Raw genomic sequence first — 15,896 nt, 5'->3', positions numbered from 1 at the left:
TATCTATCAATTCTTTTCAAGATATTGAAATAATAAAAATAATTTTAGGGTTTAGGGATCAATTTTTACGATGTCGACATTAGCACGTATTTATTTCAAGAACATCTTCGTTACTGTACTATTTTGTATCTGTTATTTTAGCTTCAGTCTATACAGTTTAAATAATTTTATTAATGAAGCAAAAAGCGATCATCACATTTCACTTAAAAAAATCACCGAACATTACAAAGGAGATGACCTTAAAGGCTTCTCAAAGCAGCTACGTTTAGCATTTGAATATGATAAATTACAAATTACTGATTTTAATAACGATGTGATCTACAGCTACACGAACGCGGATCCAAGTTTTAGTATATTAACCTTAGTTAATGGAAACACAACGCTTGAAACCGTTAAAAACGACGCATTAAGCATTTACATCAAGTACCGTTTAAACAATGACAGTTTGTTTAACCTGTATAATTCAATTACCTTATTTATTTTATTTTCAGCCATATTGGTTTTAGTCATTGGTTCCTTTGTAACGAACTCAGTTACTGGCCGCGCTGCCCGTAAAGCATCAAAGAAAGTATCTGAACTCATTGCGACAGAAATTAAAACCGCAATTACCAATAGAGAAACAACCGGAAAATTACGCCTTCCAACCGAATTTGATGATGTTAATAGTGTACTTACTGAATTAAAAACTTTTGTTAGTAATAAACTTATCAAAACCGAACAACTGCAACAAACGGCATATATTGACCATTTAACTGAACTTGAAAACCGCAGTGGCTTTGTGGATTTCTTTACCGAATTTACTCAGTCAAATAAATCTTCCGGTTTTGGCGTGCTGATCATTACCCGTTGTTCTGAATTACAAACGATCAACCAAGTACACGGCTATCAAGAAGGCGATCGTTACATTTGCCAAGTGGCCAACATATTAAAAGCACAAATTAAAAACTTGGATTCGGCCCATGTATATCGATTAAATGGCTCTGATTTTGCGACATTTTTACCTAATATAACGCTAAAAGTAGCTGAAAAGTTTTGTGAAGAGCTAACCGGCTTATTTAACGAGTATCAACAGCTTGCTGATTTTGATTCAATTGCTTTTTCAGGTATTGTAAAAATTGACATACACCGTCCACTTGGTGAAATGTTAGCCTTAGCGGATACCGCAATTAGCATGGCGCAAACCCGTAATAAAAACTCTTGGTATGTCCAGCGAGATCCTGAATTATTACAAAGTGAAACAGCCGGTTTTGGCAACCAAAACTGGAGCAAAGAAATAAGCTATGTAATTGAAAATCAAACTGTTTCATTAGTATCCCAGCTTATCCAGCCAAGTAGCCGAAATAATAGAATATACAGTGAAGTTTTATCTCGATTCACCAGTTCTGAAGGGGATATTTTACCTACTGCTAGTTTTATTGCGATGGCCGAAAAGTTAGATAAAATTATTTTAATTGACCGTTTAGTGATTGAAAAAACACTCAAAGAAATTAAAGAAAAAAATCTGAGAGAGCAAGCATTTGGTATTAATTTAAGTACACGTTCCGTGCATGACGAACATTTTGTTATTTGGTTGGAACGTCGTTTATTAAAAGATCATGATATTGCAACTCGTTTAGTGTTTGAAATTAGTGAATACGGGTTAGAACAAAATATAAAAGGCAGTTCATACTTTATTGATATGGTCCATAGAGTGGGCGCACGAATTTGTGTTGAACATTTTGGTGTAGGCATTACCTCATTTAAGTTCTTTAGAGAACTATCGCCAGACTATATAAAAATGGATGGCAGTTATACTCGCAACATTCATATGGATAAAAATAATCAATACTTCTTACGTTTGATGATAGATCTTGCCCATCGTCTGGGCATTCGAGTGTTAGCCGAAAGTGTTGAAACCCAAGAAGAGAAGTATACTTTTGATGAAGTGTTTATGGATGGCTGCCAAGGGTTTTACCTAGGGAAACCTGAGCCGCTGTAATAGCATAACAATATGTAAATTAAATTGCACAGAACAGTCATATTATGCGCAATAAGTAATCAACTGAAATAACCCTACTAACAACGTGTTGTTAAATCATTAATAAACTAGGATAATGAAGGCAACTTCACATAAAAAATATTATAAATGACTGATTATCTACTGCTGTTGATTGGCACAGTGTTAGTGAACAACTTTGTTCTAGTTAAGTTTTTAGGTTTATGCCCATTCATGGGTGTTTCTTCACGTACCGAAACTGCTATCGGTATGTCTTTAGCGACAACGTTTGTGCTTACCCTTGCTTCTTTACTAAGTTATTTATTTAGCACCTATTTATTACAGCCTTTAGGGTTAGAGTATCTAACCACTATGGGCTTTATTTTAGTGATTGCAGTTGTGGTGCAATTTACTGAAATGGTGGTTCATAAAACCAGTGCCAATTTATACCGATTATTAGGCATATTCTTACCACTAATTACCACTAACTGCGCCGTTCTTGGCGTAGCTTTATTAAACTTATATGAACAACACAACTTTTTCGAATCTATTGTTTATGGTTTTGGCGCAGCAGTTGGTTTTTCAATTGTACTGATTATGTTTTCTGCTATGCGTGAGCGCCTAGCTAATGCCGATGTACCGAAACCATTTCAGGGCGCAGCAATTGCAATGATCACCGCAGGCCTTATGTCTCTTGCCTTTATGGGCTTTACGGGCTTGGTTAAGTAATTATGGATATTATCTTAGCTATCATCGTATTTGGTCTTATAGCTACCTCTTTTGGCGCTTTATTGGGCTATGCTTCTGTACGTTACAAAGTTGAAGGCGACCCACTTGTTGAACAACTAGATGCCCTATTGCCGCAAACCCAATGTGGTCAATGTGGTTATCCAGGTTGTAAACCTTATGCGCAAGCCGTTGCTGATGGTGAAGCCATTAATAAATGTGCACCTGGTGGCGATGATACAATTAAGAAAATTGCAGAATTGATGGGGGTTGAAGTACAACCCCTTGATGAAACACATGAACATGATAACACTCCAAAAGTCGCCTTCATTATTGAAGAAGACTGTATTGGCTGCACTAAATGTATTCAAGCGTGTCCGGTAGATGCCATTATGGGCGCCGCTAAACAAATGCATACTGTGATAGTCGATGAATGTACCGGTTGCGACTTATGCGTTGAACCTTGTCCTGTAGATTGCATTGAAATGATCCCAGTAGCGCAAACCCCAGAAACTTGGCAGTGGGATTTGCAAGCTATTGATGTAGTTCAGATAGATTAGTGAGGGTGTAATGGAATCTGTCATTGAACGTATTAAAAAACAAAGATTTTTCAAATTTCCCGGCGGTATTCATCCGCCTCAGCAAAAGTTTTTAACTGACGATAAACCAATTAAAACCATAGCTCTTGCAACAGAGTTAATATTGCCATTAAAGCAACATATCGGCAAAGCTGGTGATGTGTTGGTTCAGGTTGGCCAAAAAGTGTTGAAAGGTCAGCCACTTACCAACAACGATAACCCGATGTGCGTGCCAGTTCATGCACCAACATCAGGAACGATTTCGGCAATTAAACCATCGGTTATGGCGCATCCTTCTGGTATGTCTGACTTATGTATATTCATTACCCCAGACGGCATGGATACTTGGGTAAAACGAAATATTGTTGAAGATTATAAAAGTTTAAGCAAGGCCGACATAGTCGACAAGATTGCCGCTGCCGGTATCTCGGGGATGGGCGGCGCAGGCTTTCCAACGAATATTAAAGTTAACACGAAACCAGGAATTAAGTACTTAATCATTAACGCTGCTGAATGTGAGCCTTATATCACCAGTGATGACTTGTTAATGCGAGAGCGTTCAGCCGCGATAGCCTATGGCTTAGATATTCTTAATTATTTGCTAGAGCCTGAAAACATTTTAATCGGCATTGAAGACAATAAGGTGCAAGCGATTAAAGCTTTAAAGGCGGCGACTAAAGATATTGATAATATTCACGTTTGTGTGTTACCGACTAAATACCCTACAGGCGGTGAAAAGCAGCTTATACAAGCCTTAACCGGGCAAGAAGTCCCAAGTGGCGTATTACCGGTTTCTTTAGGTGTAATAGTTCAAAATGTCGCAACTGTATTTGCAATTTCGGAAGCAATCATAAATGACACGCCGTTAATCCGCCGAGTAGTAACCGTTACCGGACAGGCACTTAAGAAGCCGCAAAATCTATGGGTTCCTCTAGGTACTCCGATAGCGCACTTATTAGAGCAATGCGGCTTTAGCCTAAATATGGCTGAACAATACAGTAATCAACAACGCATTATTATGGGGGGCCCTTTAATGGGCTTTACCTTACCTAGCTTGCAAGTACCCGTAGTAAAGACTACAAACTGTATTTTAGCGCCCACGGTTGCAGAAATTTCTCCAGCAAGTAAAGAGCTTGAATGTATTCGTTGTGGACAGTGCGCTGAGGTTTGCCCAAGTTCACTACTACCGCAAGAGTTACAATGGCATGCAAAAGCCAAGGACTATGATCAGCTTGAAAAATTGAATCTGTTCGACTGCATTGACTGTGGTGCTTGTGCATATGTTTGTCCTAGTCAAATTCCTTTGGTGCAGTATTATCGTGTGGCTAAAGCAGAGATAAGGCAAAATAAAGTACAAGAGGCTCAAGCTGAAAAGGCTAAAATACGTTTTGAAGCTCGCAAAATACGCTTGGAAAAAGAGAAGCTTGCCCGTGAAGAAAAACACAAAAAAGCAATGGCAGCAAGAAAAGCAGCGACAAGCCCAGCACAAGCTAAATCTAATAACTCTGCCGTTGCAGCAGCACTAGCACGGGTAAAAGCTAAAAAAGCGGCACAAGCTACTCAAACAGATGTGCCAGCAGCACAAGAAGGCGATGTAAAAACCAGAGCAGCGCAAGCTATTGCCCGAGCAAAAGCAAAGAAAGCCGCGGCACAAACAGTAACAACGGCTAACACTGACGATGCGGTAACAGCTAATAATACCGACACTGTTGTGAATGCTGATAAAAATAAACAAGCAGTAACGGCTGCTGAGGCTAAAAAAGCTCGCACGGCTGTGGCAGTTGCTAAAGCTAAGGCAAAGAAAGCCGCGGCAAAAACAGTAACAACGACTAACACTGACGATGCGGTAACAGCTAATGATACCGACACTGCTGTGAATGCTGATAAAAATAAACAAGCAGTAACGGCTGCTGAGGCTAAAAAAGCTCGCACGGCTGTGGCAGTTGCTAAAGCTAAAGCAAAGAAAGCAGCGGCAAAAGCAGTAACAACGGCTAACACTGACGATACGGTAACAGAGAATAATGCTGTTAGTGCCGATAAAAACGAACAAGCAGTAACAGCTGCAGAAGCTAAAAAAGCCCGTACAGCTGCCGCAGTTGCTAAAGCTAAGGCCAAAGCAAAAGCGAAAAAAACTGCCGCGGCTGAAAATTCAGCAGCAGAAACAGTGAAATCTTCGGTAAGCGATACTGATAAAAAAGCCAAAATCGCTGCCGCCATTGCTAAAGCTAAAACTGCTCGCGCAGAAAAAAATAAAGAGTCTGAATAACCATGGCATTTTGGATAGCAAGTTCTCCACACAATCATATTAAGGCCGAAACGCCAGCGTTAATGCGTTTGGTAATTTTAGCTGCCCTACCTGGCGTGTTTGCTCAATGGTATTTTTTTGGCTGGGGCTCTATAATTCAAATTGCTCTGGCAATCACTTTTGCAGTATTAGCGGAAATGACATTTTTAGCGGTTCGTGACAAAAACATTACTGCCCAAATAACTGATTTTTCTGCAGTCTTGACTGGTTTGTTAATTGGTATTTCAATACCTTCACTAGCACCTTGGTGGATAACGGCTATAGGTTGTATTTTTGCAATTTGTGTTGTGAAACAATTGTATGGTGGCTTAGGGTTTAATTTATTTAACCCTGCGATGGCAGCTTATGTAATGCTGTTAGTGTCCTTTCCAGTGCAGATGACATCATGGCAACCGGCTAATGAATTAATGGTATACGACTTAAACTTTTTTAATCATTTATGGTTAATTCTTACCGGTTATACTTGGGAAGGTTTTTCTGTAGAACAAATTCGAATGAACATTGATGGTATTACTATGGCAACGGCTCTGGATACCTTAAAAACCGATATCACTCTTGGCCTAACCTCAGCAGAGAGCCTAACTAATCCAGTATTTGGTAAGCACTTCAGTGTTGGCTGGGAATGGGTAAATATTGGTTTCTTTTTCGGCGGATTGTTTTTAATTGCTAAAAAGGCAATCGACTGGGTGATCCCGGTGAGCTTTTTAGGCGCCTTGTTTATTTTCTCATTTATCGCTTTTAGTATAAGTCCTGATAGCAGCGCCTCTACTATGTTTCATTGGTTAGCAGGTGGTACTATGCTTGGTGCATTTTTCATCCTAACAGACCCCGTATCAGCTGCAACGAGTCGAAAAGGCAGAGTTATATACGCGACATTAGTAGCCTTCTTGGTTTACATAATTCGAAAATTTGGTGGCTACCCAGATGCTATAGCATTTGCAGTGCTTTTAGCTAACATGGCCGTACCACTAATAGATCAATATGCAAGACCTCGAACCTATGGTCATAAGGTGGCAAAATAATTATGAAGCTAGCCATTCAAAAAAACGCGACAGTATTAGCTATGTTTGCCATTGCCTGCACAGCTATCGTTGGCATTGTTCATTACTTAACTAAAGACACCATTGCCCGCCAGGAAGAACAGCAATTACTCGATACTTTGCATCAAGTTATTGCCCCTGAACGTTTAAACAATGACATGTATCACGATTGTCAGTTTATAACTGATCATGATTTACTTGGTAGCACTAGCCCACAAACAGCCTATGTTGCACGCATGGATAATATCCCTGTAGCAGTAGCAGTTACCGCAATTGCTCCCGATGGTTACAATGGTAGTATTAATTTACTCGTTGCTATTAACGTTGACGGTACCTTAAGCGGTGTTCGCGTATTAAAACATAAAGAAACCCCAGGTCTTGGCGATAAAATAGAAACCCGTAAAGCTGACTGGATTTATAGTTTTGATGGCAAATTTATTGATGGAGAAAAAGATTTACGCTGGGCAGTAAAAAAAGACGGCGGCATGTTTGATCAATTTACTGGGGCTACCATAACCCCGCGAGCAGTAGTTAAAGCAGTACAAAACACGTTGTTTTATTTCAACGCTCATAAAAGCGACATTGTCAGTAATACCAGCTCATGTCGAGAAATTAGCAATGACTGAACGTAATGAATATAAAGAATTAAGCTGGCAAGGATTATGGAAAAACAACCCAGGTCTTGTACAGCTTTTAGGCCTGTGTCCACTTCTTGCTGTAACGAACACCTTAACGAATGCCATAGGCCTTGGGTTAGCTACTTTGCTAGTGTTGGTCTGTTCTAATGCAACAATATCGGCCATTAGACAATGGGTTCCCAAAGAAGTACGTATTCCTATTTTTGTATTAATCATTGCCGCATTTGTAACTTGTGTACAGTTATTAATGAATGCCTATACCTACGGGCTATACCAATCGCTTGGCATATTTTTACCATTAATTGTCACCAATTGCGCCATTATAGGTAGAGCGGAAGCCTATGCTTCAAAGAACCCGGTTAAACAGGCAAGTTTTGATGGTTTAATGATGGGGCTTGGTTTTGCTTTAGTGTTAATGACGCTTGGAGCAATTAGAGAAATATTGGGCCAAGGAACATTATTTGATGGCGCAGAATTACTTCTGGGTGATTGGGCAACGGTGCTGCGTATTGAAGTATTTAGTTTTGACAGTAAATTTCTATTAGCTATTTTACCGCCAGGGGCGTTTATTGCGATGGGCTTTTTAATTGCCTGCAAAAATACTATCGATGCCCGCATTGCTGATAAACAGCCCAAACCGGCTCAAAGTCAAACGATTGAGCGTGTCCGGGTTAATTTTGATGAGTAAGGTAGAAAACTAGGAACTAGTAACCGACCTTTGTCGTCCCGTACTTGATACGGGATCTAGGTGTTAACTAACAGTATAGTAATAAGAATTAAAATAAGAATAAAATGAATAAAGACAAACGCCTTGAGATGTTAACTCGCCTTAGAGATGACAATCCGCACCCTACTACTGAATTGAACTTTAACTCACCATTTGAATTATTAATTGCGGTATTACTCTCGGCGCAAGCCACAGATGTCAGCGTAAATAAAGCCACAGACAGGCTTTACCCTGTGGCAAATACACCACAAGCAATTTTAGATTTAGGTTTAGATGCTCTTAAAAGCTACATAAAAACTATCGGGCTATTCAATACCAAAGCCGAAAACACCATAAAAACATGTCAAATGTTGGTTGATCTTCATGATGGTGAAGTCCCCGAGAATCGTGCTGCACTAGAAGCCCTACCCGGCGTAGGTCGTAAAACAGCGAATGTAGTATTAAATACAGCCTTTGGCTGGCCCACCATTGCCGTAGATACTCATATTTATCGAGTTTCAAATCGGACTAAATTAGCCATGGGAAAAACCGTCGATTTAGTAGAGCAAAAATTATTAAAGGTCGTCCCGAAAGATTTTAAAGTAGATGTTCATCACTGGCTTATTTTACATGGCCGTTATACCTGTGTTGCCCGTAAACCTCGTTGCACTGCATGTATTATTGAAGACTTATGTGAATTTAAAGAGAAGACCTCAGATTAAGCTATGCTTAAAATAACGTTACTGTAAGTTTTAGCTAGGATACTAAGGAAAAAGCTGAATGCGAATTTTACATACCATGCTACGAGTTGGTGATTTAGACCGCTCGATCAACTTCTATCAAGATGTATTAGGCATGCGTTTACTGCGCCGTAGTGACAACGAACAATATCAATATACATTAGCCTTTTTAGGGTATGACGATATGGCGAACTCAACGGTATTGGAACTCACCTATAATTGGGGAGTAAAAGAATATGAATTGGGACAAGCATTTGGCCACATTGCCATAGAAGTAGACAATGTGTACACCGCGTGCGAAAAAATAGAATCTCTTGGCGGAATCATATCGCGCGCTCCCGGCCCAGTAAAAGGCGGTTCGACTGAAATCGCTTTTGTTAAAGACCCCGATGGCTATGCCATTGAATTAATACAGGCAAAAGAAGATTAACTGCAGAGTTAATTTTTGAAAATATTATGGCCCAAAAAGCTACCATTTATAAAGCTACTATTTCGTTATCTGATATGGATAGGCATTACTACGACACCTTGAATATTACTATCCCTCAACACCCTTCAGAAACGGATCGGCGTATGATGGTAAGAATTTTGGCTTACATTTTAAATGCGGAGCAAGATCTACAATTTTGCAAGGGCTTAAGCGATGATGATGAACCAGAAATTTGGTTAAAAGACTACTCTGAACAAATTCATTTATGGATAGAATTAGGCCAAATTGATGAAAAACGGATTAAAAAGGGCTGCACTCGTTCTAAAGAAATGCGTTTGTACAGTTACGGCGCGGTGGCGGATGTTTGGTGGAAAAAAATTCAAAACAAATTGTCGAGTTTTTCTAATTTAACCATATATAAAATTGATGAAGATACCTGTGCGCAATTGGCAACTTTGGTCGATCGTACCATGGACTTACAATGCAGTATTGATTCTGGCCAAATTTGGCTTGGCAATCATGACACCACTGTTCAGATTGACCTTGAGACCCTTTTAGAACCAATAAACTAGAACCAACAAATAGATCAAATATAATGAATTATAAAGCCTACTACAGCGCCCTTTTATTGGGTGCTTTTTCTTGTATTTCTTTCGCTGGCGACATTAGTATTAGCAGCATTGAAAAAGACATGCAATTTTTAGCGTCTGATGAATTAAAAGGACGTCTTGCTGGCAGTACTGAAATCAGTATCGCTGAAGATTATATCGCAACGCAGTTTAAACAGGCAGGCTTGCAACCACTAGACGGCTTAACCAGCTTTAAACAAGAATTTGCTTTGCATCGTTATACACCAATGCAAATAAACGTTTTGCTAAACTCGAAACAAATAGCTCAACAGCATATTGCTTTTGCCGGTAGTACGAACAACTTTAACTTTGATGAAAAGAATATTTCCACCAAAGTTGTGAGCAAAACCGACAACCTACGTTCTGTAATCACGCAAGCAAATGTTAAAGGTGGCAATACTTTATTATTGGTAAACAGTGCTCATACAGAACTATTTAAGCGCTATCAGAACCACTTTACTCAAGGTAGCCAAAGCATAGAACAAAGAAAACCTGCTACTTTAGTGATGATTTTGACCGATACATTAAATGTTGAAGATTTAACAGTTAATGGTTCAATCTTGCATCAACAAGAAAAATTAACAAACATCATAGCGGTAAAACCAGGATCACGAAAACCAGAGGAGTTCGTGATTTTTTCGGCGCATCATGATCATATTGGCACAACCGCTAATGGTGAAGAAGATGGCATTTACAATGGTGCTAATGATGATGCCTCAGGTGTAAGTGCGGTGTTAAACTTAGCTCGTCATTATCAATACATAGAGAATGAACGGAGCATAATGTATGTTACTTTCACGGCCGAAGAATCAGGGCTTTTAGGCTCTAGCTATTTCATCAAAGACATAGATGCACACAGTATCATTGCCATGTTAAATATCGAAATGATTGGAAAACCATCAGAATTTGGCCCTGGTACCTTTTGGATGACAGGCTATGAGCGGTCAAATTTGGCACAAATACTTAACAAAAATTTAAATTCGACAAAGCAGCAGGTCTTTGCTGATCCATACCCTAAATATAAATTATTCTACCGCTCTGATAATGCATCACTTGCACAACTTGGTGTTCCCGCACACAGTTTATCTAGTACCCAAATGACTAATGATCATGACTATCATCAAGTGAGTGATGAGCTTGCAACGTTAGATTTGCAGCAAATGACAGATATCATCAATAGTATCGCGACAGCAAGCACGTCATTGATCAATGGCAAGGATACTCCAAACAGAATAGAAAAAGTAAAACCTAGGGAAAATGGCCTGATTTTCTAATCCATTACTTATTGATTTATAACTACTTGCTATACATCGCACAAAACCTGCACTTTATCCTGTAGGTTTTACAATTACTTCCATTAAAGTTGCCATTAATTACAAAATAAGGCACCCTCTTGGCAATTAAATTTTTCCATGTTTATAGGAATTTAAATGCAAACCAACAAATCATTAATCGCATTAGCGCTTTCTTCTTCACTATTATTCGGTTGTAATAGTTCTGCACCTACTCAAACTGAAGCCTCGGCCGTACCAGCAGTAGAAACTGCAGGAACAGCTGTAGAGCAAAATGAATCAACCAGATTGAATGCCCATTTTGAAAAAACATTTATGGACGCGGTAATGCGCTCCCCACAATTTCAAACATATTTAGGCATAAAAAAAGATTATGGCAAATGGAATGATAATTCTGAGGCCAATGCAGAAAAAGAATTGCAAATAACCAAAGACGAGTTAGTTGCTCTGCACACTTTTGATTATAATGCGCTAGATGCACAAACCAAAATTAGCTACCAACTTGCAGAGCGTAGTCTTGAACAAGAAATTGCCAATTACAAATGGCGCTATCACAGCTACCCTGTAAATCAAATGCATGGTCAGCATTCAAACATTCCGTCATTTTTAATTAATCAGCATACGGTAAGTAATGCCGATGAAGCTACAGCTTATGTTGAGCGTTTATCAGGTATTGAATTGGTTGTTGAACAATTAATTATTCAATTAAAAATTCGCGAAGATAAAGGCATTATAGCCCCTAGTTTTGTTTTTCCACACGTAATTCGTGACTCACAAAATTTGATTACTGGTGCACCATTTACCACAGGCGAAGATTCAACTCTGTTAGCTGATTTTAAAAAGAAAGTTGCGAAACTTGAACTCAGTGATTCTGAATCATCAGCACTGATTGCTTCGGCAAAAGAAGCATTAATAACTAATGTTCAACCAGCGTACCAAAACTTGGTAGATTACTTGATCAACCTTGAACCAAAATCAACAAATGATGCTGGGGCCTGGAAATTCCCGCAAGGTAATGATTTTTACAATGATGCTTTAGCTAAAACAACAACAACACAATTAACTTCTGAAGAAATTCACCAAATTGGTTTAAGTGAAGTTGACCGTATTCATAGTGAAATGCGTGTAATAAAAGACGCCGTGGGCTTTAAAGGTGACTTGGCAGCATTTATGCAATTTATGCGTGCCGATGAGCAGTTTTATTATGCCGATGATGAAGCCGGAAAGCAGCGTTACTTAAACGAAGCGACAGCATTAATTGATACCATGAAAACTCGCCTTGATGAGTTATTCTTGGTTAAGCCTAAAGCTGATTTAATTGTAAAACGCGTTGAAGCATTTCGTGAAAAATCTGCCGGCAAAGCATTTTATAATCGTCCAGCCCCAGATGGCTCTCGCCCTGGTATGTATTACGCCAATCTTTATGATATGAAAGCTATGCCAACGTATCAAATGGAAGCGTTAGCTTACCATGAAGGTATTCCTGGTCATCACATGCAATTAGCTATATCGCAAGAGCTTGAAGGCATTCCAACTTTCCGTAAATTTAGCGGTTACACTGCTTACAGTGAAGGATGGGGGTTATATACTGAGATGCTACCAAAAGAAATTGGTATGTACTCAGACCCATATTCTGATTTTGGTCGTTTAGCCATGGAATTATGGCGCGCTTGTCGTCTGGTTGTAGACACCGGTATGCATGTCAAAAAATGGACTCGTGAAGAGTCTATTAATTACTATGTAACAAATACCCCTAATGCTAAATCAGATGCAGTCAAAATGGTTGAACGCCATGCAGTTATGCCTTCACAGGCAACTGCTTATAAAATTGGTATGCTAGAGATTCTACGTATGCGCGACATGGTTAAGACTGAACTTGGCGATAAGTTTGATATTCGCGAATTTCATGATGTATATCTTAAAAATGGTCCGTTACCATTAGATGTTATGAATACGATGATGAAAAACTACATAGCTGAGAAAAAAGCGTCGTAATACTTTTTATCAATTGAATAAAAGCCGCTATTGTTAGCGGCTTTTTTAATTCTTCACTAAAAAAAGAAACGAGGAGCGAGAAACTAGAAACTAGAAACTAGAAACTAGAAACTAGAAACTAGAAACGAAAAGCTACAACATCTGGACTATTCCAATCAAATTAATATAACATCATAAAAAAGATAAAGTTTTTCGCTAAATTTAAGCTTCAGTGGTACACTTTAGAGCAATGTATTCATCTGATTATGCTGTTCAAATTTAATGACTATAAATCGTTATTTCTCGCGTTTCTTTATGCTGCTGTTAGTGCTGATCACGGCCAACATTAGTGTATTCTATTACTATCAACTAACAACTAGCCAACTCAATGCGCTTGAAAACGACCGTATCGCAATAATGGAACTTGCTTCACAAGTTAGAGATACCTCAAATAAATTAACTAGAACATCGCGAACTTATATCGTTACCGGTGATGAAACCTATCGTAATTATTTTTATGAAATTCTAGAAATTCGTAATGGCGAACGATTACGACCTGAAAATTATTTCAGTATATATTGGGACCGTGTACATACTGAAAGAGAAGAGAAAAATTATCGAGAAGTGCCATTAGCGGAAATAGTCGAAGACTTATTAGCGCCTGATAATGAGCTAAATAAACTTAAAATTGCCGTTAACTTGGCAGATAATTTATTGTCGAGTGAAATTAAAGCGATTAAAGCATTTCAGCAAGGTACACCTGAGGGTAAAATAAAGTCACTGGATATTTTATATGGCGAGGAATATTTAAAAAGCAAAAGTGAAATTATGGCCCAGGTTGATATATTCCAACATGCTTATGATAGATGGCACCTAAATAAAAGTAATAATTTAGAACAACAAATAAAATACATCAGACTCACTAAGTTGCTGTTACAAATAGCCTTTATTTTAGCGTTATTATCTATTCGTTTTTACTTGCTAAAACACATTTCAAACCCACTATTAACGATCACGAATTTAGCCAAACGTATCTCCAATGGCGACTTTACTAAACGACCAAAACTTGACAGTAAAACCGCTGACGTAAATTTATTGCTTAATTCAATGAACCAAATGCAAGATGATATTGCCAAAACAGTTTCTAAGTTTGAACAACAAGCTCAGCTTGCTCAACAAGCTAAATTACAAGCAGAGGCGGCGAATAAATCACGAGGTGAGTTTTTAGCCAATATGAGTCACGAAATTCGTACACCAATGAACGGTATAATCGGACTTTCACAACTATTACAAGATCAAAACCTTGCCGCTGAAGATAAGCTTTATGTTGATAAAATATTGCTCTCAGCAAGGCAGTTACTTGATATCTTAAATGATATTTTAGATTTTTCTAAAATTGATAGCGACAAACTTAAGCTGGACAATATTGAATTTGATTTACTGTCAATTTTTGATCGTATCGCTAATGTTTTAGCGATAAGCGCACAAGATAAAAAGCTGCAATTACAATTTAACATCGCCCCAGACTTAAATACCAAGTTTTATGGGGATCCTGTTCGTATTGGACAGGTTTTACTGAACTTAACCTCCAATGCTGTAAAATTTACCGAGCAAGGTTTTATCAACGTATCCCTTGACTACAATGAAACTAAAAGCAACGTTATTTTTTCAGTAACCGACAGCGGTATAGGTTTAAGTGACGATAAACTTGAACATATTTTCGAGCCTTTCTCACAAGCTGATAACTCTATCTCTAGAATTCATGGTGGTACAGGCTTAGGTTTAACTATATGTAAACGTTTAGCCACTTTAATGGATGGCGACATCACGGTTGAGTCACAACAGGGAAAAGGTAGTCGGTTTGATTTAAGCATACCGTTAACAAAAGAACTTCCTAAAATTACAATTGAACTATTAAAGAAACCAATACACTTATACAGCGATAACAAACATCATATAGACATTTTTAAGCAACAGGCAAATGCGCTTAATCTTGTATTGAACAGCTCAAATTTACAAATACTGACAGAAAAACAAGCTGAAATCATCAATAAGTCTTTGGTAGTAATTGACCTGACTGACTGTAATCACTTTGATGTAAATAACATATTAAATACGCAAAAAAACTGGTTAAATAACGATAACATTCAATTGCTATTAATCGCTAATTTTAATCAGAATGACAGTAAGGAATTATTTGCCTTTAAGGATAATGTCAGTACCCTGCATTGTCCTGTTTTATTTAATAGTATTATCAGCTTTTTAACTGCTGAAACGGCAACAGTAGCAATAGAAAAACCACACAGTGTTTTTCAGGGAATAACCGCGTTACTGGCTGAGGACTTTAAATTAAATCAAATTGTCGCTAAGGGGTTACTTGAAAAACTTGGTATTGAAGTGGATATCGTTGAAGATGGTGAGCAAGCTGTCGCCGCAGTCATGAACAATAACTACCAGCTGATATTTATGGATATTCATATGCCAGTGATGGACGGCCACATTGCCAGCCAAACAATACGTGCCAATAAAAATTATGATCATATCCCAATTATTGCGTTAACTGCAGATGCACAAAGTGAGCATGTTCAACAATGTATTGAATCAGGTATGGATGACTTTTTATCGAAACCATTTTTGCTGGCTGATATTGAAACTGTAATTCATAAGCATATAAAATAATCACCCTATATACGTTGAACAAGAATAAGTGCATCCTAGTGCAAAAAAAGCCCACAACATAGTTGTGGGCTAACACGTATATCAACTTAGGGGTATTAATACGCTAATAGTGGAAATGAGTTATTTACTAACTCACAACTACGATAAACGATGAATGTTAAAACTTTATGACAACCAAAAAGAA

The 15,896-nt window shown here is 38.2% G+C and carries 13 protein-coding genes; all 13 read left to right on the top strand.

Translation table 11 applies throughout. The features are described 5' to 3' along the window. Positions 1-70 precede the first annotated feature (70 nt). The gene (locus tag RI844_RS02265; RefSeq protein WP_348396857.1) at positions 71-1,978 is read left to right on the top strand and encodes an EAL domain-containing protein; all 1,908 of its coding nucleotides are present in this window, start codon (positions 71-73) and stop codon (positions 1,976-1,978) included. Positions 1,979-2,125: 147 nt separating this feature from the next. Beyond that, the gene (rsxA, locus tag RI844_RS02260) at positions 2,126-2,704 is read left to right on the top strand and encodes an electron transport complex subunit RsxA (RefSeq protein ID WP_348389277.1); all 579 of its coding nucleotides are present in this window, start codon (positions 2,126-2,128) and stop codon (positions 2,702-2,704) included. 2 nt (positions 2,705-2,706) lie between these two features. Continuing rightward, positions 2,707-3,261 carry an electron transport complex subunit RsxB gene (gene rsxB / locus RI844_RS02255; RefSeq protein ID WP_348396856.1) on the top strand — a complete coding sequence of 185 codons (555 nt, stop codon included), beginning with the start codon at positions 2,707-2,709 and terminating at the stop codon, positions 3,259-3,261. Positions 3,262-3,271: 10 nt separating this feature from the next. Beyond that, the gene (gene rsxC / locus RI844_RS02250) at positions 3,272-5,545 is read left to right on the top strand and encodes an electron transport complex subunit RsxC (protein WP_348396855.1); all 2,274 of its coding nucleotides are present in this window, start codon (positions 3,272-3,274) and stop codon (positions 5,543-5,545) included. Between the two features lie 2 nt (positions 5,546-5,547). Next, entirely contained in the window at positions 5,548-6,606 is a 1,059-nt protein-coding gene (gene rsxD / locus RI844_RS02245; protein WP_348396854.1) for an electron transport complex subunit RsxD, read from the top strand. Between the two features lie 2 nt (positions 6,607-6,608). Then, complete coding sequence (gene rsxG / locus RI844_RS02240) at positions 6,609-7,250, top strand: electron transport complex subunit RsxG (RefSeq protein ID WP_348396853.1); 642 nt, start codon at positions 6,609-6,611, stop codon at positions 7,248-7,250. Next, positions 7,243-7,950 carry an electron transport complex subunit E gene (locus RI844_RS02235; RefSeq protein WP_348396852.1) on the top strand — a complete coding sequence of 236 codons (708 nt, stop codon included), beginning with the start codon at positions 7,243-7,245 and terminating at the stop codon, positions 7,948-7,950. Before rsxG ends, RI844_RS02235 begins: the two co-directional genes overlap by 8 nt. A gap of 104 nt (positions 7,951-8,054) precedes the next feature. Further along, positions 8,055-8,690 (top strand): endonuclease III, encoded by a 636-nt coding sequence (nth, locus tag RI844_RS02230; protein ID WP_348396851.1) that lies wholly within the window; start codon positions 8,055-8,057, stop codon positions 8,688-8,690. Between the two features lie 58 nt (positions 8,691-8,748). Continuing rightward, entirely contained in the window at positions 8,749-9,138 is a 390-nt protein-coding gene (gene gloA / locus RI844_RS02225) for a lactoylglutathione lyase (protein WP_348396850.1), read from the top strand. 26 nt (positions 9,139-9,164) lie between these two features. Next, positions 9,165-9,710: a YaeQ family protein gene (locus tag RI844_RS02220; protein ID WP_348396849.1), complete on the top strand. Its 546-nt coding sequence runs from the start codon at positions 9,165-9,167 to the stop codon at positions 9,708-9,710. 23 nt (positions 9,711-9,733) lie between these two features. Then, on the top strand, positions 9,734-11,041 hold the full coding sequence (locus RI844_RS02215; RefSeq protein ID WP_348396848.1) for a M28 family peptidase: 1,308 nt from the start codon (positions 9,734-9,736) through the stop codon (positions 11,039-11,041). Positions 11,042-11,197: 156 nt separating this feature from the next. Then, positions 11,198-13,054: a DUF885 domain-containing protein gene (locus RI844_RS02210; RefSeq protein WP_348396847.1), complete on the top strand. Its 1,857-nt coding sequence runs from the start codon at positions 11,198-11,200 to the stop codon at positions 13,052-13,054. Between the two features lie 261 nt (positions 13,055-13,315). Continuing rightward, on the top strand, positions 13,316-15,712 hold the full coding sequence (locus tag RI844_RS02205; RefSeq protein WP_348396846.1) for an ATP-binding protein: 2,397 nt from the start codon (positions 13,316-13,318) through the stop codon (positions 15,710-15,712). Positions 15,713-15,896: the final 184 nt, after the last annotated feature.

The organism is Thalassotalea fonticola (assembly GCF_032911225.1).
Classification (GTDB): domain Bacteria; phylum Pseudomonadota; class Gammaproteobacteria; order Enterobacterales; family Alteromonadaceae; genus Thalassotalea_A; species Thalassotalea_A fonticola.
The sequence above is the reverse complement of the archived record's forward strand: the minus strand, read 5'-3'. Positions and strand labels throughout refer to the sequence as shown.